Below are 26631 nucleotides of genomic sequence, written 5' to 3'. Positions count from 1 at the left end.
TTTCACTTAACTTCATAAATATACCAATGAAAGCGATAGAAATCCTACAAGAATTTAACTCGTGCTACGTAAAGATTCAGGCGATCGCCCAAGATGAAAACTGGCTCTTGTTGATTGCTGACAAAAAGATTGATCCAGAAGCAGCAACACACTTGGGTGATGTTCTGCACTATTTGACTGAGGCAACGGGTTGTGTAGAAGAAGTCGTTGAAATCAAGTTTAATCAGGAGGCAAAATCATGAAACTCTACGCAAAAAGTATTCCTCAAGCAAAGCCCAAGTTGGGCAACTGTTATATCGAATGATGCAGGTTTGATTGAGGTAGAAATCAATGATGAAGACCCTGGCTTTCATTCAGTTATAGAGGAATTATTCACTGAAATTAAACCGGGAATTATTGGTGTAAAAGCTAGCTATTTATGTTTAATGTTCAGGATTGAGATGGTTGATACTAACGAAGAAAATTGATAACCAAAATGAAATTCACAACTGTATCTGTTAGCTACTCCAGAAAGTTCAATCTTGGCGACTACGAATCACTGGAACTAGGCTGCTCTCTCTGGGCGCAAGTTGAGGAGGGAGAAGACGCGGATGGAATCACACAATTCCTCTATCATCAAGCCAAAGCTTCAGTAAAACAAGCGGCAATGCCTGTCTTGAAAGCCTCAGAGTTTCAGATAAATAAAGCTAAATCTAGTAAAAAAGTGTCTGGTGATATTAACGAAAATGATTGGTAAAAGTTTGGAGCCAACCAATGCAAGAACTAATCAAAGCTTTAATCAAGGCAAAAGCAGAGTTTGAACTAGTGAAGACTATGTGTTTAGCTTGGGCTGGTAATAAGTTTGGACATCTTAATCATGCTGTTAACTCGTATCAAAAGCACGTAATCGATGCTGTACTGCGAGGTGTTTCTGAGATGGAAGCGATTCAAGCATGGATGGAAGGAGCGCTTGCAGAATTGCCTGAACTTAATTGATAAGAGAAATCATACTTCAAATTAGAAGGAAAATGGAAAAGATGAATCTTTGGTCAAGAATGGATTTAATTGCATTAACAAATGAACGCTTTCTAGGAGAGTATTATGATTTTATTTCTGATTACAGTGGTGGATGGATGATTAAGTTTTTATACCTGGTTAAAGTGAATGTTGCTCTCTGGTTCGGATGGGAGTCACAGCCGGAATATGACGATTGGCATTGGGGACTGGGGTATTTTGGAGAGGAATATCGACAAGACTGGAATGCCCCAATGGGAGCTTGTGATTGGTCAGAAATCTGTACTCCCGTCAGTTTTCTCAAATGGCAATATGGTATCGGTGAAAACTCAAATTACTAATCAATAATAAGCTGTTCATTAAAGGATTAAAAATGGCTAATCTTCCACCAATTAATTCAGTTGTCAAAGTTATTAAAACAGTTGCAGAAAAAGACACAAGGTTAGGGCAAACAGGTACAGTCATCCAGTATTCAGGACACGGCATGGTTTGTGTTCATTTCTCAGATATGCCGCCTGGTCAAGGATTTTTTTTCAATGCACATCATTTAGAAATCATAGAGTCATAGTCAAGATTATGCCGAGAAAATCCACTCATCCCGCCCCTACTGACCAGTCCTCACTATGCCTACAGTATCTTGATCGTTGTGGAGGTAGCGCACGATTGTGCAGTATCAAGTTTAGTCTTAGCGTGATTCAAACACTGGTCAATCGAAAGTTAGTGAAGATTAATAATACTGGTGCAGGATTTTTTGTTGAATTGGAGGATGCCAAATGACTAGCCACAAACAAGTTGTTTACCAATCCCAATTAGACCACAAGAGTAAATTGCTTCTTCGCCGCCGGACTAGAAAAAGATTCAACCCCAGGATTTTCATTGACCGCACCATAGAAACAACTGCAATTGTCTCTCTGCTAATTACCGGATTTGCAGGAGTAGGGGCAACAGGCTGCTGGGGAATGGAGATTGCTACAAGTTCTCAATATTGGCAGCATCAGAAAAATATTTGCCTGGGGGGAATGTTGGTGAGCTTTTCAGCTTTCTTGGGCAGTGCTTTGATTGGAGCGAGTTTCAGTATTCGTCAGGACAAGTTTTAGGAGGAACAACGATGGAAATTAAATTAACCACATCAGAGATTCGAGCTATATTGCAAGGTTGTCAATATACATTGAGGCTTGTAGGGAGTAGTAAGGATTATCGTAGGCTTCAATCGTCCGAGTATTTTTCTACATCAAACGATGTGGTTTTAAATGATGCATTTAATATTTTGGGAGAAGTAGTAGACGCAATTGTTCAGGTGGAACAAGCCACTCAACAGTAAACAGGAAGAATCTCAATTTAGAGGAGTAAGAAAATGACGTTAACTCTAGATAATCGCTCTCAAAATAAAGAATCGTCCCTGACGCAAGCATTACGACAAATACAACAGCTAAACTCCAAGATTCAAGAGTTGGAGCAGCAGCATCAAGATTACGTGCAGAAGCAACAGAATTTGATTCCAGCCATTGCTGAAATTTGTATTTCTCCGATACAGGAAGTTGAGGCCCTTCGTATTCTGATTTATCGGGGAGAAGCAGCTTGTCGGCAGTACTTGCGTTCGGTGCTAGTCAAACAAAGAAAGGCTTCTTGAAGAAGAAGAAGAGGCAGGGAAGTAGGAGGAGGTTCGATAGCAAGAGGAGAAGAATTACTCTCAGATAATTCTCTTTTCTCCCAAGTACCGAAGCTCCCTCATCACTCGCTTAGACTTCTGCTTCAGAAGAAATCAAACCCAATTGATGACGGGCAAGAGTTCCCTGAACGTGAAGCGCAAATCCTTTTTCCCAAAACAGTCGATGCATTTCTGACTCATTCCATCCTTCCATTGCTTGAATCCGTTTTGCTGCTTCATATAACGGTTCTGGAATAGAAACTGCGATTTGAATCATTTTTGGTGTAGTTTTCTTAGGCATTTTCTGATCATAAGGAGATTTATATATAACTTTACCCCTATAGTTAGATGTTTTTATCAAAAAAACTTCCCCAATAATATATTATCTAGAGGGGTATAGATAGTATGTTGGTGCTACTCTAGAATCGCTTTGACGTTAAAGGTCGTCGATATGCCAGAAATCGAATCACTTCATGACTTTCTAGGGAAACATCCCATGTACCATCGGCAGTTAGCCGAGTTGATGGGAGTGAAAACTTGTACGGTAGATAGATGGAGCAATCAAACTAGACGAGTGACTGAACGTACCTTAAAAGAACTTAATCGCTTACACCATTTACTTAGTCAAAACCCACAACTTAGAGAGCAATACGTTAAAACAATTCGCAATTCGCAATGGGCTAACGCCCCGCTCCGCTAACGCAATTACGTGAAAGTGACGGGGATTTAGCTGAGGCTTCAATTCGTGCTGCCTATATTGCTGGGGATTTCAACCCCCAAAGTTCGTTAAACCTTTGTCTAAGGTATCTTAACTAGAAGTTCACTGCTAAAAAGAAAAACTGGACAAAGTACAGTTTCTGAAAATATCACATCAAAGAACTGGACAAAGTACAGTTTCAGCTATTGCTCACACAAGTGTTGACTTTGTATTATTTAGATATCAAATGCATCGATGATGTATTTCGGAAAAAACACTTGAATCAGGAGAATGAACAAGCCACAAAGTACACCTCAGAATAAATATGACGAAATACTTATGGTGAAATACTTGGGTTAGAGTAATTATCCACAGCTAATTTATTGATTAGTAACCACTCATATTTTTAGTAAGTTCTTAATGATTTTACGGCAAAAACTTTTTCTCATAGTCTATCAATCAATTGGATAAATCTAAACCTGTTTTTGTTAGTATGGCAATTTTTATCGGGATATTACTCTTATTTTTCTCTTGACAAATGGCTTTTTCTCCTAATATTAATTATTAGAATAAATGTCACAGAACAACAATGTTGCAGTTGTGTGCATTTCCCAAAAGCACCCGACAAATGTAACAAAAATACCACCTTATGCATCACCAAATCGTTTTTGTGTCTCAAATCCCAAAAAAACATACCCAAAAGTGGCGTTTGACAGATAATTTCATGAGTACAGTAATCACCCACCCAGAGCAGATGAAACAATGATGCACACCGATTTACCCGCACTTTTGGAGAAATTAAGGCAATCACCAAAAATTAGGGATGCATTTTTAGATAATTTACTAACAAGAGAAGAATGGGTTTCCATACTTGGTTTTCACCGGACTACATTGTGGAGATGGGAGGAGGACATTATTAATAAGATTCCTCCTTTGAAAACAAGTTATTACGAATCCGAGCGAGGACTCCGTAGTAATTATCTAGATCCTTATCAACGGTTTCTTTCGGCTGTAATTTTTCTGTTAAAGGATGAATCAATTAAAAAGGGGGTGAAAAACAACAGTCAAGTAATACAATTCTTAAAATTTAATTTCATGCACCTACGTCGGAAAAACTTTGAACAATGGCAGGAGAATCAATAATGTTTACCAAAGCACAGCTAATTGAATGGTTTAGCGATCGCTACACGGATGTACAAGTCATAGACGCACTCCGTGTCATGCGTGACCACGGGGCAGAGGTTGACCCTGACTCTGACTCTTTTAGTCCAGACATCACAGAAGATTTGGAGAAAATCTTTGAACTCGCAGGCGCAGCAATTAATAGTCAAAAGCACTTGCCAGCATCAGAACAAGAAGCATCAGCGATTCAACAAGCAACTAACATGGCGGCTAGTATTATCCCAAACGTCAATCATCAGATGATGGCAGGGATGATTCGGGTGGTGATGAGTGGTGCGGTAGCCCAAGCCAATGCAATAGCAACATTAGAAGCAAAGGTATTTCAGAGGGCGTTAGACCATAGCAGGGGTGTAGTTGCTAATTCTTTCCTTGAGCAAACACAGTACAGCACTGAATATTTGCGCGAGCTTTCGGACAATGATGGACAAATAAACAAACTGCTTGCTGGCTATGGTGTCGAGACAGTAGACGTTGATGCATTTTTGAGTGAGGTTAAAGCTTTAACCCCTCAAGTCAAATCTGATGTACGCAATTTCAAATCGGGAGCAAGTGCTGATACCAGTTTTAGTATTGATGCCTTTTTAGAGGAGATGAGCGAGTGAACAACACCAGGATTTGGAGAAAACACAAAACATCGATTGTGTTTGGCGCGTTAATTGGGGCATCTCTGCTTTATTCCTCTGGTGATATTGCTCAGAATATGGGAGCAATATCAGACATCAAGCAATCCATTGCTCAAAACTCCAAGCAACAAACAATCCTGGAGCAACAACTTGAGTTTGAGAAGGAACAAGCGACTATTGCTGATTCCAGGTATGAATCTGGATGTTTGCCGATTGTAGCTACTGTCTACCCCCATAAATACGTGACGATTGTGCAGGGGAAAGTTATCAAAGACCGGATTACGCTCAACCCTTTGCCGAAAGGAACTGTAGTCTGTGATGCCAACGGTAATACTGGTGTGATTGCCTTGAGGGGAGAAGTGGCGGCGATCGCTTTTACCGGAAACAGAGATTTAGTTGCCACTCGACTTAAACGTTTTCGTGGTGGTACATATAGCCAGCCTATCGACGAAGGAGGAAAGTAATGAACTTTACTTGGCCTAAAAAAGAGAATGGACAAAAAACTAACCCGTGGTTGCGGCTTTTGTATTGGGGACTAGTGATAGCTGGTATCTGGTTTGCCTACCTGAATATTCAACCTTATGAAAGAGCCGTGTCATTTTTGGGAGGGAAATCTACCAGTAGCGCATTTACTTCTCTTGTCGCCGCAATCCCAATCATCAATGGCATTGCAGCGATATTTTCTAAAAGTCTTTCTTGGATATTGGGAGCAATTCTTTGGGGTGTGATTCAAATTATCGAAGTTTTACCCTTGATTCTCTATAACAACGAGAAGTTTATAGAGAAAATTGTTACCGAGGCTGATGGGCGAACCCGTTATCAAGAGAAAGATAACGATGACCCGACACTCAGAATGCTCAAACGGACGTACAATCACCTGCCAATCTCTGTTGTCAGCAACTTAGAGGTGTTGAAAATCTTTACCTACACTGTTGATTTTCTGATTTGTCTTACGGTTTATTCGCCTGTCGCCACTGGGAAAATATCAGACTTAATATTTATTTTGGCGACAGGTCAGTGGGGCAAGTTGGACTACGGCAATCTCGCACTGGCGTTAGTCACCTTGTTTGCGATTGAGGTGATTGTGGCACTGATTATTTGGGTAGGTAAGCTTTCTTACGCGATTAAGTCTTAGCAGTCAATAAGAGGCAGGGGAGCAGGGGAGCAGAGGGGCGGAGGGGCGGACGAAGAAAGAAAGAAAGAAAGAAAGAAAGAAAGAAAGAAAGAAAGAAGCTGTTAAATGCAACTATCTCAATGTTGAATTAGGCAGAGAACTGTATGGAATTTATAACCAGAATATTAGGTGGTTTAGTAAATATGATTACTAATCCCTCACCTTGGTTAATGAAGCGTTAAAATTCTTTCTCCTCTGCCCCTCTACTCCTCTGCCCCTTCCCTCAAGCTAGTGAGAAATGCGGGAGTATTCAATATAAACGCTCTCCTTTCTCCCACAAATCACTTTCATTTTATTTTTAAAAAATATGGATATGACACGTTTTGATATTACTAAAAACCAGAAAACCCCCGAACAATGGAGTGCGCTAGCTTTTAAACATACCACTGAAAACAACATTCAGTGGAATATTGCTCTTGGGTTGATTGTGGCGGCAGTTGCAGCAAGTGCCACATCTCCTTTGACTGGGGCGCTCATTGCCGGATGGACATTATATAGTAGTTTTAAAAAAGCCAAAGAAATTCAACGCAATCAAGCAGCGATTAGAGAATATGGCTGTATTGCTCATATTCTCGACGGTGATGATTTTCGGGCATATATACAGCAAGTGGGTAAGGATGATATAGAGCGAGAGTTGCACTTTGCCAGCAGTCAAGAGTACGCTTTTTCAAATGCAGCAATCGATTATATTGAGGATGCATCACACTCTAGTCAATCATTAAATCAACCATTCTTCTCGCTAACTTCTTCTAATTCCCTGCAACAATCCACGTTCCTCTCACAACAATCTAATTCGCATTCTACTGAATTCGCAACTACTAATACTTCATCTTCAGTTCACAATCCCACACACATTATAGATATAGTTCGAGAAATTGCCTCACCTATTCGTAACTGCATCATTTTTGGAATTGGTGGAAGTGGCAAAGGAATGCTGGTTGCTAATGCCCTACGTCGAATCAAAGCCGAAAAGCCAAACCGCAAAATCTTTTATATTGACCCCAAAAATGAACCATCTGAATATGGTTATACAGAGGGCGTGGTTGACGTTGTTCGGCGTAAAAAATGCAAAAATGAATCCCCAGAAAACATTTGTAAATGGATGGATGAGGTACTTGATGGAACTGACGAATCAATCGGTTACATCGAATGGGCTAATAATCAAGAAGAATGTTTATTAGTTATTGATGAAGGTTCTACCCTTGGAGATGCTGCTAAAAAATGTCGAAACGAGCGCATTGGCACATTGATTTTACATATTTCTTCACTTGGTGGTTCTAGCAAGGAGAATGTTTGGCTACTTGCTCAATCTCCTTATGTTGGACCACTAGGTTTAAATTTATCAGCTACTAGCCAAATTACGGCGGTCGCCATCATTTCTGACAAGAATACTAACGTTTTAAAACAGTGGAAAAAGTCACCTATTCTCGAAATGATTGATTTAGTGCAAATAAACACTTTGATTAAAGCCTCGCCTTGTAAGCGCGCTGTGTTCTTTGGGGGAAATTCCACATGGGGAGCAATGCCAGAACTACCGAATTACTCAGACATCGACAGGGACAATGATAAGCCAACAGGAGATTCGTTATCAACCCAAGAACGACAACAGTTGAGAACAGCTACAGCCATACAAAGAAGTCCTTCTCAACAGATGATTGATAAACTGGAGCGGACACGGCATTCTACTTTAGAAGATTTTATCGTCAAAGAATTGGGACAAAATGACCGTGCTGATGAATTAAAAACAGCAATTGTTACACTTATCCGCCAAACCGACCATCAAGGATTAATTTACAAATTTAAAATTGACGTTTGACCATTTAATGAAATTCAAAATTCACGCATTCAAAATGAAAGCATTTTGAATAAAATAAAATTTTGAATTAATTATCCTTCTAGGTCATTGCCCCCAGTGTTTTTTTAAATCAGTGGTGCTTCTAGGTGGTAGATTTCAAGCCCCAAAGAATTGCAATGCGTGAATTAATAATGCAAGAATTTTGAATTATTTTGACTTTTTTTGGTGTTATGAGCGATAAATTAACCACTGCATTACAAGTACTTTCAACAAGCCCAGTCAAAGCAGACAGATTGGCTATCGAACGCCTAGAAAAACAGTACGGTGCTTCTTTACTAGAAATTATCAATGAGCTTGAAAATTATGCCATCGTTCGCCAATCTATTCAAGACGAAAGGGCTAAACCCAAAAATCAGTTGATTGTCGTTTGCTGCTATGGCTGTCTTTGGGCCGCAGTTATCGGAATCGCGACGCTGTTTATTAAGCCCAGTGTGACTGTGGCGGCGATGACTTTAGGTTTTACTGTTGGGGTGTCTGGGAAATTGCTGGTTCAAAAAGGGGAATAAATCATGGAACGCAGAATCATTGATTTAAGCGGCCCAAAGTACATTAAACAAATCTTTGGTGGTTATGTAGAAGACAAAAAAGAGTCACCAACTCAAAATCAACAGAATCAATCTGAATTTAACGCTGATTTTCAACATCAAATTTCAGCGATTGGATAACAATAAAGGATAAATTTTACTTATGTCAGACCTATCAGTTTTCGTGTTTGAGTCTCAAGAAGTTCGGTTCGTCGGCACATTAGAAAAACCAGAATGGATTGCTGCTGATGTCTGTGCGATATTAGACATTGATACTTCCGTTACTGTGAATGGACAAATTAGGAAAGCCAAAGATGGCAGCACATATCGAGATGGTGGCCTTGATGAAGATGAAAAGGGTACTCACAATGTGAGTACCCTTGGCGGAGAACAAGAAATGCTGACTGTGACTGAGGCAGGGCTTTATCGCATGATCTTCAAATCCCGCAAACCAGTTGCCAAACGCTTCCAGCGCTGGGTCTTTCACGAAGTCCTTCCATCGCTACGGCGTACTGGCAAATATGAAATGCCCAAGCCAAACCAACAAGAAAATACTAAACCCACGCTTGATGAACTCGTGAACTTTGGGCAAAAGATTCTGTCTGGCACTCGTCTAAGTGTAGAACTCCAAACCATAACCATTCTTCGAGGTGTACAAGCGCTGTGTCCCGAAATAGCTCCGATGGCCAAGGAATTGGTCGGAGCAATTCAAGAAATCGTTGCGACTCCCGACCGACATTTGTCTCCAACCGCAATTGGCGAATTATATGCCGAACGCAACGGACTACCCCAGCCCATTAAACCCCAAATAGTTAACCGTGTTTTAGAATTTGCTGGTTTGCAGACCAAGGAGGTTCAAATCAAGACTGACACCAATGGTAAACAAAGTCACAAAAATATTTGGCATCTAACCGAAAAAGGTAAGCTGTGGGGAACGGTGACACGAGATAAAGCTCGGACTCACGACAAGATTGTGGAACACGTTCGCTGGTTGCCAGATGTTCTTGAAGTAATTGATTTGACCGTAGAGGAGAATTGAAAGTATTTGATGAGAACGATTGGCGATCGCCTTTGCTTAATAAAGCCGATCGCACAATTTCTATTCTGGATGGACAGGGAAAACAAAAAATACACGAGTTACCGCATTAGTTTTTATGAAAAGTTCAACTTATAGCTTCAGTTCATTAGTTAAACAAATAACTCAAGTCGGCATTGGGTTTTTACTAATGCTATTGTTAACTGGTGGTCGTCCACCTGCATTCGTAGTAAATTTAACTGCTTGTTCAAGTATCGTATTTGTTGTCTATAGTGAAGCACGAAGGCTAGCGAAGGGAAAGAATTAATCTTCAAAATATATCAGTGTTTGTCCTGTCAGCTATGTTAGTCAAGTCAATAGAAAAACGAGTTCAGGAATTAAATGAAAATTTAGAACTATCCCTAGATGAGATTTTTTATACTGTCTGCCAAGAGTATAATCTGAATGCTGTGGCCATCGAAGAAGCCTTGGGGTGTAAATGTCCGTTTGCGCTGATTGGTTTTATCACCACATTAAAGTCAGCAGATCCAGGAAGTTATACACAGTACAAATACTAAAATGTCAACCGATAAATTTCAGCAAGAGGCTCAATCAACTTTGCGGCGATCGCAATGAAGTAGTCACTATCGAGTAGTTGCCGCAGGTAGTCTGTACTAGGTGGATTTCTATATGTCTCCACCTCATCGAACGCCTCACCAAAGGTCGCTAATACAGCTTCCATTAATGCAACGTCCTCCGGCACAATCTGTTGAATGCTTAAGTTCATAAGACCTCGCGGGATTTTCCTTAACTTTTCTTGCGGTAGTGGATCTAGTAGAGTTACTAGAAGTATTCTATTTAGTTGAAATTGACCTATATTAGTGGAATCAGGTTCACCAGTGAATGTACACTAGTTCATACTTTTATTTGTTTATTAAATATAAGGAATAAATACTTATGTCTGATTTTGAAGCACCAAATAGACTAGACCGTATTGAAGTATTGGCTATTAGGAATACTGAAGCTATAGCAGCACTAACCACTAAAATTGATAATTTGACTGATAATGTAAATGATTTAACAAATAATGTTGACCGTGTATTAAGCCGTAGTGCAGTTTTAGATGATGTGTTACTTGAATTACGTGATAGTCAGGAACAGCAACAAAGAAATTTTGAAGAACATCAACGTCATTTTGATGAACATCAAAGAACCACTAACGCTGCGCTAAATAGCTTAGAAGCTATCTTAGTACAGTTGATAAGAATATTTCCCCAATCCTAAGTCAGCAGTAAAGATAACCTGCTTCTAACCCTTACTTTCACGTAACTATTTTTTTAATTTTCCTTTAACATTTAGCAACATTGACAAAGATATCTAATGAGCGCACAATAATTCGACTAGCCTTTGTCGCCCGTTCCATTCTGAATATCAACTTTATAAGACTATTCAGTTTTTCAGTCTCAAGAAGTCCGTTGCGGTACAGCAATGCAACCCGAATGGGTAATAGCTGAAGCCCAAGCCCCAGCTTATCCCTTGATAATCAGTTATAAATGACCAACTCCCCATTTTGAACGGGGTCATTATACACTCATCTAAATTACTGGAGTCAAAGGCATGGTTGCAATCAGCGGACTCTCTGGCAATGAAATCTTTTGTCTTCGACAACAGGGTATGTATCCGGGAGATTTAGTCATTGGAAACAGTGTCTTTTCACTGGGACTAATTGGGGGAATTTCATCAGGACTCAAAACCATTGTTGGCGGAGAAGTCTCTGAAGTTACTAGCATCATTCATGAAGGAAGGCAAAAAGCTTATGCCCGAATGTTGGCTGAAGCAGAAAAGCATGCCGGATTTGTACCGAAAAAGTTTGTCTTTGGCAATGTTGCCTATTCCATTGGAGTCGGCGGTGGAATACTTGGCTCCCTCAAAAGTTTAAAACGTGGAGAAATTAAAGAATTTTCCTCTATATTCAACCAAACCCGTCACTTAGCCTTAAAGCGAATTCAGTCTGAAGCCTTAAATACAGGTGCTAATGCTGTGCTTGGAATTAAGACATCAATTATTCCTTTTGCCGGGATGCAAGAGATGGTAATGATTGGTACTGCATCAAACCATCCTGCTCTTACAGTAGCATGGTGTCAAAGTCCTATTACCAGCGATTTAACTAATCAGGAAATGTGGAATCTGATCAACCTGGGTTATATGCCTTTAAAATTGGTTTTGGGTGTTTCCGTATATTCTCTTGGTTTTGTTGGAGGAATCACATCCGCATTCAAATCCTTTGTACGTGGTGAAATTAATGAATTAACTACATTAATTTACGAAGCACGCGAACAAGCTATTGCCCACATCGCCACTGATGCTCGTAATAGTGGCGCTGACCTCGTTGTTGGGATTAAAACTTATGTTTATCAGTTAGGTAGTGGAATTATCGAGTTTATGGCTATCGGCACTGCTGTCAAAAAGCTGCCAGGAATTACCACTCACTCTACTACTTTAATACCACAAGCAATCATTTCAGATCGAGACACCTTTGTAAACACTGCTGAAGGTACTCTCATGACCAAATTAAATCAACCCTCATAAACATCCATTTGGCTAGAAAAAATAAAACTCGTCCCAGTTTTTATTCAGTACGAGTTTTATTCAAAATCACCTTCAAAATCAATAGCGTCAAATAGATATCGTTCAATGTTTATGTCTGATTTTTAGGTCATTGACTGAAGAATAGTCTAGCGTGGCAATTCACATTTTTGATCTGACATCGGACGCGCTTTAATCTGGTTTTCTCCAGTCGTGGTCGCGCAAATAGGATTCAAAGTCGCTTGAGGAAGGAAAGTCACGTTTCAACTGTGCTAAATCCGCTCCGTAGCCGACATTCTCAAACCAGCGATACATAATGGTCACTTCCTCCCCAGCTTGCTGCTCAAACGCTTCAAACGGAATTTGCTGGTATTCGACGGTTTTGCCCAACACGAGGCTGAACGCGGCAGCGATTTCTGGCATGGTCATCTCCACACTGGCGACTTCGATTTCGCGGTTCAAGAACTCGGCGGGGCGATCAAATACCTCAGCGACCATTGCTCCGTAATCTTCTTCAGAAAGTTGCTGCAATTTTGTTTCAGGACTGAGCGGTTGGGAGAGCGTGCCCTGCTCCACCATTGGACGCATTGAGGCGTAGTTGTAAAAGAAGAAAACTGGACGCATGATTGTGTAGGGCAAGCCCAGCGATCGAACGTACTCTTCGACTTGAAATTTACTGTCGAAATGGGGAATGCCCGTGTTGCGTTCGGCGCTGCCCACAGAACTGTAGACGAAATGCTCGACACCTGCCGATGAAGCTGCGTCTGCAACGCTTTTACCATCTCGGATCTCGGCTGATAATCCGCCTTCTTTGAGAAAAGTCTGCAATGAAAAAACACCATAAGCACCTTGCAGAGCGCGATCAAGCGATGCACAATCCCTGAAATCTCCGGCGACGAGTTCTGCCCCCGCTTGTTGGAGTGCATGGGCGGCGGACTTGTTTGGATCGCGCACAAAAGCACGTACCTTGAAATTACCGCGCTTTAAAAGATGACGCGCCACTGCGCCACCCTGATTGCCCGTGGCTCCGGTGACTAAAATAATTTTTTCTGCTGTTGTTTGCTGTGTCATGTCTGTTTTTTTAATGCTGTTTGTGTATTTGAAATTTATCTTCTCTAAACAGTAGCTTGTGCAGAAAAAAAGAAAAAGTAGTTAAAATTCAAAACAGTTGTGCAAAAAATTCAAAGATGCGTTTCGGTTAATGGACAAGCTCAAAAGCCTGATGATTTTTATCCGCTCCGCTCAATCTGGCAGCTTTTCGGAGGCAGCACGACACTTAGGTATGGCTCCTTCAGCCGTGAGTCGAGCCGTATTGCGCTTGGAAGATGACTTGGGGGTGCGCTTGCTCCAGCGAACAACTCGCAGTTTGACCCTGACCGAAGATGGCAACCGATTTTATCAACGCTCTGAGCAAATTCTCAACGATTTGGAAGAAGCCGAACTCGAAGTCAAACAATCGCAATCAATGCCGCTCGGAACATTGCGGCTCGATCTGAGCTTTGTGTTTGGCAAAATACATATCGCTCCGGCTCTGCTGCAATTTGTCACACAATATCCAAAGCTCAATCTGAATGTTTCTTTTAACGATCGCGTGATCGATCTGATTGAGGAAGGCATTGACGCGACAGTGCGGATTGGAATGAGCAGTGATAGCCGTTTAATCATGCACCATCTGGCAACTGCACGCTACATCACTTGTGCCTCACCGCAGTATCTCGCTCAGTATGGCACGCCCACAATACCCACAGAACTTTTGCAGCATCGCTGTGTCAACTTTATCTATCCACAGACTGGGCGAGAGCCTAAATGGAAGTTTGAACAAGATGGAAAAGCGATTGACCTTTGTGTTGAGAGTTATCTGCGATTCGATAATTCAGAAGTCATTTTAGAGGCAGTCATTCAAGGAGCCGGTATAGTTCAATTTCCCAAATTTATCGCAGCCAAAGCGATCGCGCGTGGAGACCTCCAACCAATTCTTCAATCCTACGCGACCCAAGTTGGATTACCGATCTCCGTGTTGTACCCGCAAAAACGCTATCTCTGTGCTAAAGTTCGCGTCTTTGTTGAGTTTATGACAGAATTAATGGCTGCATTAAAGCGAGTTGATATTGTAGATTGAAAGCTATTTATTTAGAGACAGTGGTTGCGTTGAGTCCATTACTTTTCCCTTTTCCCAAGATTGTTTGTCCCTTGTGTCACATAAGATTCTTCTTCTGAGTATCATCAGCAATATCGAAAGAAGCATGGACGAGCACCTTACAGGATAGGCTAATCTTTCACTGGATTGAGAGGATGTTAAAAGCCGAATGCTGTAAATCCCCTTACTTGCTATACATATCAGGGAACTTTGCTTGAAGTTTAGCTAGCTTCGGCAAGTCATTCACTACCACATAGCGATCGCTCGGATGATGCACTATATAATTCTGATGGTATGCTGCGCTTTTTCTAATATTTCATTCAATCGCGCTTCCACTCCCGCCAAGGCAGATTCTGGGAAATAATCCCGTGCTACTCCCGACTGGTTAGTAATCACAATTAATTTATATCCAGCTTTGCTAAGTATTTGTAATCCTTCAATAGCACCGATTTTCATTTCGATTAATTGCGGATCAACATTGTTTGGTACATTTTCGATTAAAGTGCCATCTTTATCTAGAAATATCGCCGGCATTTGAGATTGCGAATTTAATTTGTTAGTTCGATGCCAAATTTTCTGATTTTCCAAGAAGTATATTTCCCCATCTTAAATCTAATACCACTTGCAAAAGACGACAACAGCGTTGCCGCGTCTCCCGTGAGCGATCGCGTCCAGCATTATCGCACAGTATAAAACTCGCCAATATAATAAAGCAAGTATAGTCATTAGAACAGTGGCGAGATTTGATATGGAGTGCATCACTTCCAGGTTATTATCTTTATAATTTGCTCTTGATGAAGTAAAATCGCATCAAATCAACCCAAAACATCTTTACTACTTTTAGAATTGGGATTATCGATATCTTAACTTGAAGAGCTTGTGGCATAATGAGCAATATTCCTACGGGAGAAAAATCATTGTTGAGGTAGATTGAATGCCTGTTACCTGCGAACTTAGAGATTATCAACATCAGTGGATAAAAGATATTTGGAATTATTGGGAGAATGGTAATAGGCGAGTGCTTGCACAACTCCCGACAGCCACCGGGAAAACGGTGTGTTTTGCACATATTTCTCATAATTTCTTTGACCAAGGAAAGCAAGTTTTAGTCATTGCCCATCGGATTGAGTTGATATCTCAAGCTGCCGAAAAGCTAGAGCAAATTATCGGTGAACCAGTTGGGATTATCAAAGCAGGTGTTCTGGCTAATCCTGACCGAAGAATCCAAGTTGCTAGCGTTCAAACGTTAAGTAGACGAGAGGTATTGGATTTGCCAATGAACATTGGACTTTTGATATTAGACGAAGCGCATCATGCAACTGCTTTATCTTATCGGCGATTAATTGAACATTATGAAAGCGCCCAAATATTAGGTGTAACTGCCACTCCCCAGAGGATTGACGGTCAAGGTTTTGTTGATTTATTTGATGATTTGGTTATTGGCATTGACACGGCTTACTTAATTGAGTCTGGGTATTTAAGTAACTTTCGATTATTTGCAACGAATCAAACTATTTCTACTCTTGGAGTTGCAAAATCTCGTGGGGATTTTAGAGCTAAAGATTTAGCGGTTGCCGTCACTAGCCAAATTGGTGTTAGTGAAATCCTTGAGAATTACTTTAAATATGCACGAAATCTTCGTACAGTTATTTTCGCCTGTAGCTTAGAACATTCTCGTGCCCTGGCTGCGGAATTTTCTCGTAATTATATTAGTGCCGAACATTTGGATGGGAAGACTCCCCCACAAGAGAGATTAGAAATATTGCAGCGTTTTCGCAATGGTACTACCCAATTAATTACTAATTACGAAATCTTAACCGAGGGCTTTGATTGCCCTAATATTGAGTGCGTTTACTGTGTCCGTCCGACTGAAAGCTCTACTCTTTGGCTGCAAATGCTGGGGCGAGTTTTTAGAACTTACACTTTAAAACCAACTGCGGTGATTATTGATATTACCGATAATTGGAAAAAACATGGGCTTCCTGATGAAGCCCGTAAATGGAGTTTATTGCCTAAAACTATATCAGAAATACCTGAAGGGGCGACACGCACCTCATATTCCAAGTGCTGCAAAGGTTTGACCGAATTATGGTAAAAAAAGATAGGTCAATCATTGTCAAGAAGATCTATCTATTGAAAATGTTACCTCCATTGTATCAAACTAGCTTAGAAAATCAACTCTCAGAGTCCGAATTGTTGTTTTTAAACTTGCTGATTAATGTCCTACAAGATATTAAAGAAGTAAGTCTAGAAAAAATAGCTAATGCTTTACCTGTACCAATATTATTTGAAAGCAGACGCAAGAAAATTCAAAGATTCTTATCAGTGCCAGTACTGAATATCGAGAGAATTTGGTTTCCGATAATAAAAGACTGGTTAACTCAAAATTTTTCGGAGAATCAAAGAATTTATTTGGTGATTGATAGGACGAAATGGCAGCGAAAGAATTTGATGATGATTAGTTTAATTTACGAGCAAAGGGCTATCCCAATCTATTGGGAATTTTTACCCAGAATGGGAAATAGTAATTTTGAGGAGCAATCAAAAATATTTTCTCAAGTACTAGGATTATTCAACAAATATCAACCAGTTATATTAGGGGACAGAGAATTTTGCTCTGTAAAGTTAGCTAACTGGCTCAGGCAGCAAGAAGTACAGTTTTGTTTGAGATTAAAAAAGAATGAGTTTATTCAAAATGAAGATGAAATTTTGTACTCCCTTGATAGCTTAGGTTTAGAACCGGGAGTTTCTCTATTTTTACAAAATATTAAGGTTACAAAAAGTCAAAAGATTCAAGGTTTCAATCTAGCTGCTAAATGGAAGCGAAAGCTCAAAGGATGGTCAACAGAAGAAGGGTGGTTTATCTTAACAAACTTAAACGATCTTGCCTCGGCTATTAATGCTTATAAAAAGCGGTTTGACATTGAAGAGATGTTTCGAGACTTTAAAAGTGGTGGTTACAAGCTAGAAGATACAAATGTTTCGGGTAATCGTTTGATATCTCTGATATTAATAATATCTTTTGCTTATAGTATGTCCACTTTTCAAGGGCAAAAAATTAAGCGTATTGGTGTACAAAAATATGTTGCTAGAGTCAAAGAATATGGACGAGTGACCAGGAGGCATAGCAGTTTTTATGTCGGGTTATATAGTCAAACCTGGGTAAGTTTTATAGATAATTGTTGGTGTATTGTTCAAAAATTAATGAGATTAAATAGCAATAAGATCGAGTATTATTTACGAGGTATGAGGGCTATGGAGCTTATTTTGTCTACGTTTTAGCTTTCATGTCGCCCCCTCAGCAGAAATACAAAACAAAGGCTTAATCCAATGTGAGCATTGCACCCATATTTTTAAACCGCTAACTGAAGAATTAGCTAATTTTAATGCCGAAGTTGACGAGGATGGAGTGGTGATTCAACATCACCAAGCTATTTGTCCAAGCTGTGGTGAAACGATTGATTTTACAACTATTGAAAGTCCTGCAAAGCCAATTTTTAGCAGAATCAGACTTAGACAGGGTTTTAGCCTCGAGCTTACACAAATTGACCTTTCTGTTTCTACTTACAGATTAGACTTAGTTACTGATACCCTAAAAAAGCAAGGTTTACGGGGTGCAAGTCCCACTAAAATTTATAGCGCCATTTTCATCGCTTTTATTGAAAATATTACTAAATTTACTCTTGGTGATTGGCGCGAAATCGTTAAAATTGTTGAGCCATCCCAATCCGCAATTACCAAAAAAGCATGGGAACTGTACAAGGAAGCTTTTGAGCGACATAAGAACCGCATATTGGCTATGTCTTTTGTCGAACAGAAAAAGCTAAAACAACAAGGCAGTACCAATGTGGCGACAATAGAAGCTCTTGGGCAGTTGGAGAATAGTATATTCTGGGAACCAAAACCATAGGAAAAGTCATCTAAGTTCAAAAAGAATTTAGGCGATAGTTATTTTAAAATGAAGTACAAATCACAATGGAAAGAATCTTTAACTTACTGTTCAATGCTAACAGGTGACTTTTTAAACATAAATGCTGGACTATTTCATGTGGAAACTAAAGATGTATATGTAAATATCTGTATTGAGGTTAGAGAACTTCCTGGATTGAAATCCAAACTAACAGAGATTTGTGATCCCGCAGAGATTGAATATGCCTTTACCCAGGGTTTGGCAAGCTTGCTAAGATCATGTTCCGGTTAAGTTAATTCCCAATGTTGGGTCATGATTAACTTGATAATTTTCTAAATATTCATTTGACTGTTTTATTCAACAGCGTATTTTATCGCTGCTTGAAATTTGGGTAAGGCACGAGAAATCATTTCTTCGCTGGCAGTAAGGGAAATCCGAAAGTAACCGGGTATTTCCTGGGGTGTACCTGGTAAAACAAATACATCGTGACTTGCCAGTAGTTCCGCAAAAGCACAGTCATCTTCCCAAGGAGATCGCACCAACAAAAAGAATGTTCCATCGGGGGTATGCAGTTGATAACCCATGCCTCGCAGCGACGAATCCATCCAATCTCGCTTTTTTTGTAAATGCTCCATATTTATGTTTATTTTTTCCAAGTCGCTTAGGGCATATTGCATTAGTACGCTAGGAAAACACCAACCAAAAGCACTTACTTGTAACATAGCGATTACTCGCCTTATTTCTTCCCGCTTGGGCATAGTGGAAGGAAGAGCGATATATCCGATACGTTGACCGGGAGCCATTAAGGTTTTACTGTAACCATATACCAAGAAAGAAAATGGGTAAAACTGGGTCGGGCTGGGACAAGATTGGTGATCAAAAACAATGCGGCTGAAGGTTTCATCAGAAATCATGTAAATCACCTTGCCGTACAATTTAGAAGCCTCAGCTAGTATAGTTGCCAAACCCTCTAGAGTCCTAGCTGAAAAAATCTTACCTGTAGGGTTGTGAGGTGAATTAACAATTATTGCTCGAGTTCGTTCGGTAATTGCTTCAGCGATCGCCTCCAAATTTATATCGAAGGTGCTGGTATCTACAGGCACACCCACTGGAACCGCACCTGTAAAATGCACCATACGCCTATAACCTAACCACGGTGGAGTCAAAATAATTACCTCATCCCCTTCCCCAGCTACTATTTGCAGACAAATCGCCAAACCGACTAGAGTCCCATTAGTCATAAAAATATCTTCAGGCAATATAGAAAGTCCACGTTTCTCCTGAAGAGATGCAGATACAGTAACCCGTGATTCGGGAATATTTCCCTTGTAGCCATACCAACTGGAGTTTTGTGCTACACTCCAACGTTGCAGGGCTTCTACAAACCCTGGAAGTGGCATTTCATGAGCATCACCCAAGGAAAAATCAAGGCTTTCCGGCTCAGTTCGGCGACTCATATAGGTCGCTGAAGCGTAAAATTTACTTATAGGCGTTTGGTAATCTAATTTCTTCAATAACTGTGGTGATATGAAGTGAATTTTGCCTTCATCTGTCGTATCCGGCATAACCCCAGCCTTTGATTGCTATCTGATGCAGGCAGTATAGTCGTAATTGCATACATTAACAACAAGCGATCGCATCTAGTAGTCTGCCAAGGGAACAATGCAAAAGTGGTTAGCAGAGGGGCAGAGGGGAAAGAACTTGGTATAAGCCTCTCCTCTGCTCCCCTGCTCCCCTGCTCCTCTGCTCCTCTGCTCCTCTGCCGACCTCCACAAGCGCAATTTTGGGGAAAGCAAACTACTAGATTATCTTCAAGTGCAATCATATTGGCGTAGAAATCATCAACCTATCCCACTAATAACCAACTATTTAGTGACAGTAGTCGCGTTGAGTTCACCCCTTTTCCCTCTTCCCCTCTTGTTTGCACCTTGTGTTACCTTCGATTCTTCTTCCTTGCTGGAGTTAACCATTTTCATCAAGTGCTGATTTAGATAACTTTGCGCCGAGATATAAAGACTTTCCCAAATCTCTTGATTGCGGCTGATTTTTGTGCCGACTGTATTTCCGGCTGTTTTCTCCGACACTAAGTATTTGCGGAAATAGTTATTCCACAAATGTTGGAGGAAATCTTCAGCGAATTCGTTAAACGGCAGAATCCATTTATAGTCCTTGTCCAAAAATACCCGATAGGATGCGATTATCGGTAGTGCTAAGTCGGTTGGCGCACCAAACCCGAATGAATACTTGCTATCAGGCAGAAGCGTAGTTTTACGTATATCTATTGATGCTAGGTCGTTAGCACCCTTTCTTCTGGGGTTGCTGATATGTTCTTGGATTATTTCGTAGAGTCTTTGCTCTATCCACAAAGCGTGAGTCAAGAGATGCAGTAAGGCGGTTAATCTTTCCCTTTCTGCGTCTGTGATGTTACTTGGAAGACTCATCCCTGCTGGGTGTTTGGTTCGTTTATTGCCGTCAGGATTGTATTTATTTCTGTCGAGGCAGTAAAGGAGCTTGAGCAAGTGGGTGACATTGCACTGGGCATTTCTGGGAGCGCCGCTTTGGTTTTGATAATAAGCGATGCGGAATTTTCTATCTTCTTTCTGTTCTAACTGGGCTAAATACTGCTTGATGAATTTGTAATCACCCCTAGCGTTGACTTTGGAGCGAGAATCTACTGGCGTTGTAGTATTACTTGCTAGAGCTATATCTTTGGCTAATTCTTCAGTCAGTCCAATGTGGATCGTAACTTTTACTCTGGCTTCGGTTAGGTCATATTTGTAATTTTTCGCTTGTTCGAATGCTAAAACTGTATGCCCCCCGTTAATAATACCGTCGCTGCCACCCTCGTTAGCTTCTAAAACTTCTAGCTCCAGTTCAGTTTTGTTCTTGACAGGTTTAGTTTTATTGGCTGACAGAACGATTCCACTGTGGCGAGAGAAGAATTTTTCGGGTTCGGTAGTCAGTGAGTCGAAGATTTGTCTGTAGGTCGCGCTTTTGCGGTTCGGTTCCCGGATGTTAGGTTCTAGCGGCAGGTCTATAGGGAACGAGTCTACATGGGCGGTGGCGATGATGCAATTGGGGTTAGCTTGAATATAGTTATCTATTTTTAGATTCCAAGTCTTGGGCATAGTTTGTTTTTAGCCGAGTGTCAAATTTCATATTAACCATACTATTGAGCTACAGATACCGGATTTATCTGGAGGGACGATTGAAGAAGAATTCAGCTATTCTGAATTCAGTAATCAGAACTCAGACGTTCGCGGACTCGCTCTAAGCGTTGCCATGCCGTAAAGCCTGCGGCATAGCTACGCTTAGGGCGCAGCCTCTCTAAGAGTTGGCTTTACGCTGCGCTATCCGCTTTATCGAACAGAACTCATTCTGAATTCTGTTCGATAAAAATATATGAGATTGCCCAAGAAGAGTTCATCAAATATACGCAAAGTACGGTACTAGAGATAACATTGGATAGAAATTGAAAACTCTTTTTAAATGTATTACATGAAATGCCAATTGTTATTAAAAACTTTATTTACACAGATAAAAGTAGGTCATTGGTGGGTAAGTGCCTTATTGTGGATGAGTTTAGCTACCCCAAGTGAAGCATCTGTAATACTGCGAATAGCAATCGAGAGGGGTGTTAATCAGGTAACAGTTGGCAGTTCTACAACTGCGTTGGTTAAAGATAGTACTGGTCATACTCTCGGACAATTACCTGCAATGAGTTCATTTTATGCCTCTTCAGTTCCAGGCGGTGTGGCTTTAGATAAATGGCAGTCTGGTTTATTTTGGATTGAGCCGACAGGTAAGGGATTCGTTTACATTGGCAAACACTGGTATCGAGGTAGAACTCTTATTGTGCCAACAGAGAAAGGACTAACCGCCGTTAACTGGGTTGATGACCAAGAGTATCTCTACAGTGTTGTTGGGGGCGAAATGGATACTGAGTGGCCTCCTGAAGCTTTGAAAGCACAAGCAGTTGCCGCCCGGACTTTTGCTTTCTATGAGCGAGAAAAACAGCGCAATAATCCTGTTTACGATTTAGGTGATAGTCCAGATCACTGGCAAAATTATAAAGGAGTAATCAATGAAACTCCTAGTACTTATGCCGCCGTCGATGCAACGGATAAGCAAGTACTAACTTATAAAGACAGTATTATTCTCTCAGTTTTTCATGATTGTTCTGGAGGACATACTGAAAATGTTGAAGATGTTTGGGGAAGCCACGAGCCTTACCTACGTGCTGTTGAAGATTACGATCAAAATGTTAGCGAGTGCAAATGGGAGAAAGTTTTCACCCAAAAAGAAATTAGCGCTCTTGTTTCTAGTGTCGGCAATGTTTTAGATATGATTGCACAAACCTACTCACCTTTTGGTAGTGTTAAAGCCTTAAAAATCGTTGGTGATAAAGCAACCATTGTACTGCGTGGCGAAAAAGTACGTACAGCCCTCAAAATTAAAAGTACCCACTTTATCCTTACCAAAGCAGCAAATGGTAGTTTTGTACTTCTTGGACTTGGCTTTGGTCATGCTTTAGGTATGAGTCAATGGGGGGCATACAATTTAGCTAAAAGAGGAGTAAACTACCTGCAAATTTTAGGGCATTATTATCAGGGTGTAGCTTTAAGTACAATTAACCCTAAGTAAAATTATTCACCGTTCGCGTAATCCAAATAGAAAATAATTAATTCCCGAAAATTACTTGAAAGTATTGCTATGTCTAGCTTTGATATTTGAAACCAGGGCAAAAGTCTCTTGCATACCAACTTTCACAAAACATATTGCCAGAAATCTAGATTTGTTGAGAGCGATTGCAGTATTGATCGTCCAAGTCTCCAAAGTCTAGATATCCCAATGCTTAATGCGTTTCATCCATGTATGACAAAGCTTTTAGCCATTTGCAATCATTTCATGGTGCCCAGAAACGAAATTACACAACATGGTTCCCATTTGATGGGGGGCGATCGCTTATAAATAGAGCAAATCAAACAGCAATTCTCATTTTAAGGTTTCATGACATTGAAACCATTGCAACAAGAGCAATTTATAATTCGTAACAAATCTGGAGATCCCTGAAACGGCGCAAAATCATTTCAAAATGAGAATTGCTACTAATATGACTAATCTGACCTTTGGAAATGCTGTTTGTGTCCCAGGACGACTACTGGGACGACTAAACACTCCAGCGTTTTCATCGCTGTCTGGAACATTGCAGTCTTTATTGCTTAAGGATTCTCCAAGTTACTAATTCTAACTTGGACAATTGATTGCTCCTTGAGGAGAATCACCTTGTAAGGCTTGTAAAATATTTTGAGATGCTTCTATAGCTATGTCATATCGTAAATCATCCACTGCCGATCCTAAATGGGGAGTAAAAAAGGTTTGGTCTTGTTTATGTAACAAAGATGGAGGAATTTTCGATGGGCGATCGCTACGGGCCCAATCTTCTAGTTCAAAGACATCAGCTGCATAACCTGCTAAATGTCCAGAGGCTAAAGCATCACTCACCGCTTGTTCATCAACTACTGAGCCGCGACAGGGATTGATTAAGAAACTCCCTGGTTTCATACGTGCTAAAGATGTTTCATTTATCAGATGAAACGTTTCTGGTTGTAGAGGAACCATCAGCACAACAAAATCACTGGTTGCCAATAGCGTATCTAGAGAAACCTGTGACAAGCGCCAAGCTGCTGCTTTTTCCTTGGGTAAAGGTATCGCATCGGTGTAAATTAAGTTCATTTCAAAACTGGAAAGCCGTTGAGCCAGAGCTTGCCCTAGACTGCCCATACCAACGATCCCCAGTGTTCGGTTTGCTAATCCCATACCGTATAGATGCGGTCGCCAACCTGCAAATGTGCCTTGACGAATCAAGCGATCGCCTGGCAACATCTGGCGGGCTAACCCGATAATCAATCCAATGGTCAACTCAGCTGTTGGCACAGCTAATAAGCTAGGCACGATGGTGAACCAAATACCTTGACGAGTGCAAGCATCAACATCAAAGTTATCGTAACCCTTCAATGCTCCGGCAATAATCTTTAATTTTGGACAAGCTTTCAGAAACGCCTCATCGATTCGATCTGGCATAAAAACCATCAAAGCTTCAGCGTCCTGCGCCAACTTGAGAATTTCTTCACGCGGTAAAGTCTCTCTAGTTGGATTTGCAACGACTGAGCAATACTCACTTAAGTTTGTAATAATTTCCGGGTGAACCCAGTGGGTAATAACAACTTTGGGTTTCATCAGCAACCTCCTAGTATCGCAAGGCGGAATTAAAATTTAAAAATTAAAAATGAATACAGCATAAGCCTTTTGTTGATTTGGAATGGGTGGTTTATTTAGCCGTGCTGTACTAAACTAAACGTTTTCTAAGATAACTACTAAAACCATCAACCAGAATTACCATAAGCAAAATTACTAGCAACACTGCTGAAACTTCCCGATAATTGATTAGGCGAAGTGCGCCAATTAGCTCAAACCCAATACCACCAGCCCCTACTGCTCCCATAACTGTGGAGGCGCGAAAGTTATATTCCCATCGATAAAGGGTCAGATCCATCATTTGTGGTAATACCTGCGGCAAAATTCCGTGATAGATTACTTGCACCTTGTTGGCTCCAGCAGCTCTTGCTGCTTCTAGCGGTGCTTCATTGACCAGTTCGATATATTCTGCAAAGAATTTACCGACCATGCCAATGGAGTGAAATCCCACTGCCAAGGTTCCGGGTAATGCCCCAAAGCCAACGGCTGCCACAAAGATAATACCCATAATTAGCTCTGGCACAGAGCGCAAGCCGTTGAGAATCAGCCGTGAAACTTGAAATAACAACGGATGGGGAGTTGTATTGCGAGCCGCTAATAAGGATAGAGGCATTGAGAAAACAATAGCGATCGCTGTGCCTGCAACACTCATAGCTAGCGTATCAAATAAAGGTTTGACCCAGTTTCGGGCATCACTAAAATCTGGAGGCAGCATTTGATGCAGCAAGTTTAAGATACTGGGAATGCCATCAAAAAGGCGTTTCTCGTCCCAAAGTCCAACCAGAAAGCAACATATAGCTATGGACAAAAGTGCGATCGCCCAGGTTACTATCGTTCGATACCATTGCCGCCGTTGTTGTTTCAGTAACCGATCGAAAGTTGGTTGAGGATTAGGAAGTGTCACGTCGCTTTGCTCCAAATTCAAAATATCAGAATTCAGAATTCAGAATTCAGAATTCAGAATACTCTACTCATAAAGGGATAGAGTTTTAATCAAGAAAACTATTTATAGCAAAGTACTAAGTAAAAACAGAATTCATACTGAATTCTGATTCCTGAGTTCTGAATTCTTCTGATAAATTACTTTTGCAACTTGGCGATATCAAGATTAAGTATTTTTGCTAAGTCTCTGATGCTATCATAATCTTTATCTTTCGCGGCTCCAAAACCATCGGCTTTGAAGGGTTTAAGAACTTCTTTATCTTTCAATGCAAAAAAGGCTGCACGAATTTTGTCTTTTAGTGGCGGTGCTAAATCAGAACGCATTGTCCAGGGATATTCAGGATACTCTTTAGACTCTGCAATCACCTTAACTTTACTAGAATCAATTACTTTGCGTTCAATTAAGGATTCAAAGATGGGTTTACTCAATCCACCAACTTGAGCATTACCATTTTGAACTGCCAATGCTACAGCATCATGTGAACCTGTGAACGCCTCTTGATAGTCTTTTCCGCCGGGTTGCAATCCGCTATTTGCCAGCATTGATTTAGGAATCAAATGACTGGAAGTAGACGCTTGGTCTCCAAAGGCTACCGTTTTACCCTTGACTTCTGTCAGTAACTTGACACCGCTAGCTGTGTTAGCAACGATTACAGACTGATAAGTAGTTTTACCGTTTTTCTTCAAAGCTGCAAATGGCTCAATATCACTCTTTGTTTTCGCCAAAACGTAAGACAGTGGCCCAAAATAAGCTAAATCAACACGCTTGTTACTTGCTGCCTCAATCATCGAGGAGTAATCAGTTGTAACGACAAGTTCAATATGTTTTTTTAGCTTTGTCTCAAGATACTTTTTAAATCCTTCATTGTTTTTAATTACAGTGGAAGGGGATTCATCAGGCAATAAAGCCACTTTCAAGGTTTGAGGGTCAGCCGACTCTGATGCGACTACTGGACTATTGCCAGAACCTGATTGCTTATTTGCAGATTGGTTGCTGGGACTTTGACAACCGATTAAGGTAGCCATGATTAGTGTCATTGAGACAAGCGATCGCTTGTTTAGTAAAACAGTCATTGAGGTTATCCTA

General features: G+C 40.6%; 36 protein-coding genes. 27 read left to right on the top strand and 9 right to left on the bottom strand.

Translation table 11 applies throughout. The features are described from left to right. Window positions 1-26 precede the first annotated feature (26 nt). From GTQ43_RS31320 to GTQ43_RS31280, 9 genes are all read left to right on the top strand, one after another. Window positions 27-242 carry a hypothetical protein gene (locus GTQ43_RS31320; protein WP_265276649.1) on the top strand — a complete coding sequence of 72 codons (216 nt, stop codon included), beginning with the start codon at window positions 27-29 and terminating at the stop codon, window positions 240-242. 69 nt (window positions 243-311) lie between these two features. Next, a complete protein-coding gene (locus GTQ43_RS31315; RefSeq protein WP_265276648.1) occupies window positions 312-467 on the top strand; it encodes a hypothetical protein in 156 nt (51 codons plus the stop codon). An 8-nt stretch (window positions 468-475) separates the two neighbouring features. After that, the gene (locus tag GTQ43_RS31310; protein ID WP_265276647.1) at window positions 476-736 is read left to right on the top strand and encodes a hypothetical protein; all 261 of its coding nucleotides are present in this window, start codon (window positions 476-478) and stop codon (window positions 734-736) included. Between the two features lie 17 nt (window positions 737-753). Beyond that, window positions 754-975, top strand: coding sequence for a hypothetical protein (locus GTQ43_RS31305; RefSeq protein ID WP_265276646.1), 222 nt, complete (start codon window positions 754-756; stop codon window positions 973-975). A 41-nt stretch (window positions 976-1016) separates the two neighbouring features. Beyond that, window positions 1017-1334 carry a hypothetical protein gene (locus GTQ43_RS31300; protein ID WP_265276645.1) on the top strand — a complete coding sequence of 106 codons (318 nt, stop codon included), beginning with the start codon at window positions 1017-1019 and terminating at the stop codon, window positions 1332-1334. A gap of 32 nt (window positions 1335-1366) precedes the next feature. Next, complete coding sequence (locus GTQ43_RS31295) at window positions 1367-1561, top strand: hypothetical protein (protein WP_265276644.1); 195 nt, start codon at window positions 1367-1369, stop codon at window positions 1559-1561. Window positions 1562-1766: 205 nt separating this feature from the next. After that, on the top strand, window positions 1767-2090 hold the full coding sequence (locus GTQ43_RS31290) for a hypothetical protein (protein ID WP_265276643.1): 324 nt from the start codon (window positions 1767-1769) through the stop codon (window positions 2088-2090). A gap of 11 nt (window positions 2091-2101) precedes the next feature. Then, on the top strand, window positions 2102-2314 hold the full coding sequence (locus GTQ43_RS31285) for a hypothetical protein (protein WP_265276642.1): 213 nt from the start codon (window positions 2102-2104) through the stop codon (window positions 2312-2314). Window positions 2315-2347: 33 nt separating this feature from the next. Then, entirely contained in the window at window positions 2348-2623 is a 276-nt protein-coding gene (locus tag GTQ43_RS31280) for a hypothetical protein (protein WP_265276641.1), read from the top strand. A gap of 109 nt (window positions 2624-2732) precedes the next feature. Here the strand turns inward: GTQ43_RS31280 and GTQ43_RS31275 are convergent, their stop codons facing one another. Next, on the bottom strand, window positions 2733-2942 hold the full coding sequence (locus GTQ43_RS31275) for a hypothetical protein (protein WP_265276640.1): 210 nt from the start codon (window positions 2940-2942) through the stop codon (window positions 2733-2735). A gap of 150 nt (window positions 2943-3092) precedes the next feature. Between GTQ43_RS31275 and GTQ43_RS31270 the strand changes: the two genes are divergently transcribed. The 11 genes from GTQ43_RS31270 to GTQ43_RS31215 all read left to right on the top strand — a co-directional run bounded on the left by GTQ43_RS31270 (window position 3093) and on the right by GTQ43_RS31215 (window position 10289). Next, window positions 3093-3341: a hypothetical protein gene (locus GTQ43_RS31270; protein WP_265276639.1), complete on the top strand. Its 249-nt coding sequence runs from the start codon at window positions 3093-3095 to the stop codon at window positions 3339-3341. A 759-nt stretch (window positions 3342-4100) separates the two neighbouring features. Beyond that, window positions 4101-4481 carry a hypothetical protein gene (locus tag GTQ43_RS31265; protein WP_265276638.1) on the top strand — a complete coding sequence of 127 codons (381 nt, stop codon included), beginning with the start codon at window positions 4101-4103 and terminating at the stop codon, window positions 4479-4481. Further along, on the top strand, window positions 4481-5122 hold the full coding sequence (locus GTQ43_RS31260; RefSeq protein WP_265276637.1) for a hypothetical protein: 642 nt from the start codon (window positions 4481-4483) through the stop codon (window positions 5120-5122). Before GTQ43_RS31265 ends, GTQ43_RS31260 begins: the two co-directional genes overlap by 1 nt. After that, the gene (locus GTQ43_RS31255) at window positions 5119-5607 is read left to right on the top strand and encodes a hypothetical protein (protein ID WP_265276636.1); all 489 of its coding nucleotides are present in this window, start codon (window positions 5119-5121) and stop codon (window positions 5605-5607) included. The genes GTQ43_RS31260 and GTQ43_RS31255 overlap by 4 nt, the downstream gene beginning before the upstream one ends. Then, a complete protein-coding gene (locus tag GTQ43_RS31250; RefSeq protein WP_265276635.1) occupies window positions 5607-6278 on the top strand; it encodes a hypothetical protein in 672 nt (223 codons plus the stop codon). Before GTQ43_RS31255 ends, GTQ43_RS31250 begins: the two co-directional genes overlap by 1 nt. A 352-nt stretch (window positions 6279-6630) precedes the next feature. Then, window positions 6631-8133, top strand: coding sequence for a hypothetical protein (locus tag GTQ43_RS31240; protein ID WP_265276634.1), 1503 nt, complete (start codon window positions 6631-6633; stop codon window positions 8131-8133). Window positions 8134-8342: 209 nt separating this feature from the next. Beyond that, complete coding sequence (locus GTQ43_RS31235; protein ID WP_265276633.1) at window positions 8343-8678, top strand: hypothetical protein; 336 nt, start codon at window positions 8343-8345, stop codon at window positions 8676-8678. Between the two features lie 3 nt (window positions 8679-8681). After that, entirely contained in the window at window positions 8682-8837 is a 156-nt protein-coding gene (locus tag GTQ43_RS31230) for a hypothetical protein (protein ID WP_265276632.1), read from the top strand. Window positions 8838-8859: 22 nt separating this feature from the next. Next, entirely contained in the window at window positions 8860-9735 is an 876-nt protein-coding gene (locus GTQ43_RS31225) for a Bro-N domain-containing protein (RefSeq protein ID WP_265276631.1), read from the top strand. 115 nt (window positions 9736-9850) lie between these two features. Next, entirely contained in the window at window positions 9851-10039 is a 189-nt protein-coding gene (locus GTQ43_RS31220) for a hypothetical protein (protein ID WP_265276630.1), read from the top strand. Window positions 10040-10073: 34 nt separating this feature from the next. Next, a complete protein-coding gene (locus tag GTQ43_RS31215) occupies window positions 10074-10289 on the top strand; it encodes a hypothetical protein (protein WP_265276629.1) in 216 nt (71 codons plus the stop codon). Here GTQ43_RS31215 and GTQ43_RS31210 read toward each other — a convergent pair. Continuing rightward, window positions 10286-10498 carry a hypothetical protein gene (locus GTQ43_RS31210; protein ID WP_265276627.1) on the bottom strand — a complete coding sequence of 71 codons (213 nt, stop codon included), beginning with the start codon at window positions 10496-10498 and terminating at the stop codon, window positions 10286-10288. The two genes, GTQ43_RS31215 and GTQ43_RS31210, sit on opposite strands and share 4 nt — an antisense overlap. A gap of 170 nt (window positions 10499-10668) precedes the next feature. Here GTQ43_RS31210 and GTQ43_RS31205 point away from each other — a divergent pair, with 170 nt between their 5' ends. Both GTQ43_RS31205 and GTQ43_RS31200 read left to right on the top strand, forming a co-directional pair. Next, window positions 10669-10995 (top strand): hypothetical protein, encoded by a 327-nt coding sequence (locus tag GTQ43_RS31205; RefSeq protein WP_094347003.1) that lies wholly within the window; start codon window positions 10669-10671, stop codon window positions 10993-10995. 333 nt (window positions 10996-11328) lie between these two features. Further along, on the top strand, window positions 11329-12300 hold the full coding sequence (locus tag GTQ43_RS31200; protein WP_265276626.1) for a YbjQ family protein: 972 nt from the start codon (window positions 11329-11331) through the stop codon (window positions 12298-12300). 189 nt (window positions 12301-12489) lie between these two features. Here GTQ43_RS31200 and GTQ43_RS31195 read toward each other — a convergent pair whose 3' ends face one another. Next, the gene (locus GTQ43_RS31195; protein ID WP_265276625.1) at window positions 12490-13368 is read right to left on the bottom strand and encodes an NmrA/HSCARG family protein; all 879 of its coding nucleotides are present in this window, start codon (window positions 13366-13368) and stop codon (window positions 12490-12492) included. A 130-nt stretch (window positions 13369-13498) separates the two neighbouring features. Here GTQ43_RS31195 and GTQ43_RS31190 point away from each other — a divergent pair, with 130 nt between their 5' ends. Next, window positions 13499-14416: a LysR family transcriptional regulator gene (locus GTQ43_RS31190; RefSeq protein ID WP_265276624.1), complete on the top strand. Its 918-nt coding sequence runs from the start codon at window positions 13499-13501 to the stop codon at window positions 14414-14416. Window positions 14417-14710: 294 nt separating this feature from the next. Here the strand turns inward: GTQ43_RS31190 and GTQ43_RS31185 are convergent, their stop codons facing one another. Beyond that, window positions 14711-14968 carry an HAD-IIIA family hydrolase gene (locus GTQ43_RS31185; protein WP_179069577.1) on the bottom strand — a complete coding sequence of 86 codons (258 nt, stop codon included), beginning with the start codon at window positions 14966-14968 and terminating at the stop codon, window positions 14711-14713. A gap of 400 nt (window positions 14969-15368) precedes the next feature. On the opposite strand from GTQ43_RS31185, the gene GTQ43_RS31180 reads away from it, so the two are divergent. From GTQ43_RS31180 to GTQ43_RS31170, 3 genes are all read left to right on the top strand, one after another. After that, a complete protein-coding gene (locus GTQ43_RS31180) occupies window positions 15369-16529 on the top strand; it encodes a DEAD/DEAH box helicase (RefSeq protein WP_265276623.1) in 1161 nt (386 codons plus the stop codon). Between the two features lie 44 nt (window positions 16530-16573). After that, the gene (locus GTQ43_RS31175) at window positions 16574-17716 is read left to right on the top strand and encodes an IS4 family transposase (RefSeq protein ID WP_265277016.1); all 1143 of its coding nucleotides are present in this window, start codon (window positions 16574-16576) and stop codon (window positions 17714-17716) included. A 127-nt stretch (window positions 17717-17843) separates the two neighbouring features. After that, window positions 17844-18344 (top strand): hypothetical protein, encoded by a 501-nt coding sequence (locus GTQ43_RS31170; protein ID WP_265276622.1) that lies wholly within the window; start codon window positions 17844-17846, stop codon window positions 18342-18344. A 353-nt stretch (window positions 18345-18697) separates the two neighbouring features. On the opposite strand, the gene GTQ43_RS31165 is transcribed toward GTQ43_RS31170, so the two are convergent. Both GTQ43_RS31165 and GTQ43_RS31160 read right to left on the bottom strand, forming a co-directional pair. Next, window positions 18698-19909, bottom strand: a complete 1212-nt coding sequence (locus GTQ43_RS31165; protein WP_265276621.1) for an aminotransferase class I/II-fold pyridoxal phosphate-dependent enzyme — start codon at window positions 19907-19909, stop codon at window positions 18698-18700. A 300-nt stretch (window positions 19910-20209) separates the two neighbouring features. Further along, window positions 20210-21472 carry an AIPR family protein gene (locus tag GTQ43_RS31160; RefSeq protein WP_265276619.1) on the bottom strand — a complete coding sequence of 421 codons (1263 nt, stop codon included), beginning with the start codon at window positions 21470-21472 and terminating at the stop codon, window positions 20210-20212. 370 nt (window positions 21473-21842) lie between these two features. Here GTQ43_RS31160 and GTQ43_RS31155 point away from each other — a divergent pair, with 370 nt between their 5' ends. Next, complete coding sequence (locus tag GTQ43_RS31155; protein WP_265276618.1) at window positions 21843-22988, top strand: SpoIID/LytB domain-containing protein; 1146 nt, start codon at window positions 21843-21845, stop codon at window positions 22986-22988. Between the two features lie 603 nt (window positions 22989-23591). On the opposite strand, the gene GTQ43_RS31150 is transcribed toward GTQ43_RS31155, so the two are convergent. The 3 genes from GTQ43_RS31150 to phnD form a co-directional block, all read right to left on the bottom strand. Then, the gene (locus GTQ43_RS31150) at window positions 23592-24584 is read right to left on the bottom strand and encodes a phosphonate dehydrogenase (RefSeq protein WP_265276617.1); all 993 of its coding nucleotides are present in this window, start codon (window positions 24582-24584) and stop codon (window positions 23592-23594) included. A gap of 109 nt (window positions 24585-24693) precedes the next feature. Beyond that, entirely contained in the window at window positions 24694-25434 is a 741-nt protein-coding gene (phnE, locus tag GTQ43_RS31145) for a phosphonate ABC transporter, permease protein PhnE (RefSeq protein ID WP_414859167.1), read from the bottom strand. Between the two features lie 248 nt (window positions 25435-25682). Continuing rightward, window positions 25683-26618 carry a phosphate/phosphite/phosphonate ABC transporter substrate-binding protein gene (phnD, locus tag GTQ43_RS31140; RefSeq protein ID WP_265276615.1) on the bottom strand — a complete coding sequence of 312 codons (936 nt, stop codon included), beginning with the start codon at window positions 26616-26618 and terminating at the stop codon, window positions 25683-25685. Between the last annotated feature and the right edge of the window lie 13 nt (window positions 26619-26631).

Source organism: Nostoc sp. KVJ3 (assembly GCF_026127265.1).
GTDB lineage: Bacteria > Cyanobacteriota > Cyanobacteriia > Cyanobacteriales > Nostocaceae > Nostoc.
This window is presented reverse-complemented; position numbering and strand designations above follow the sequence as displayed.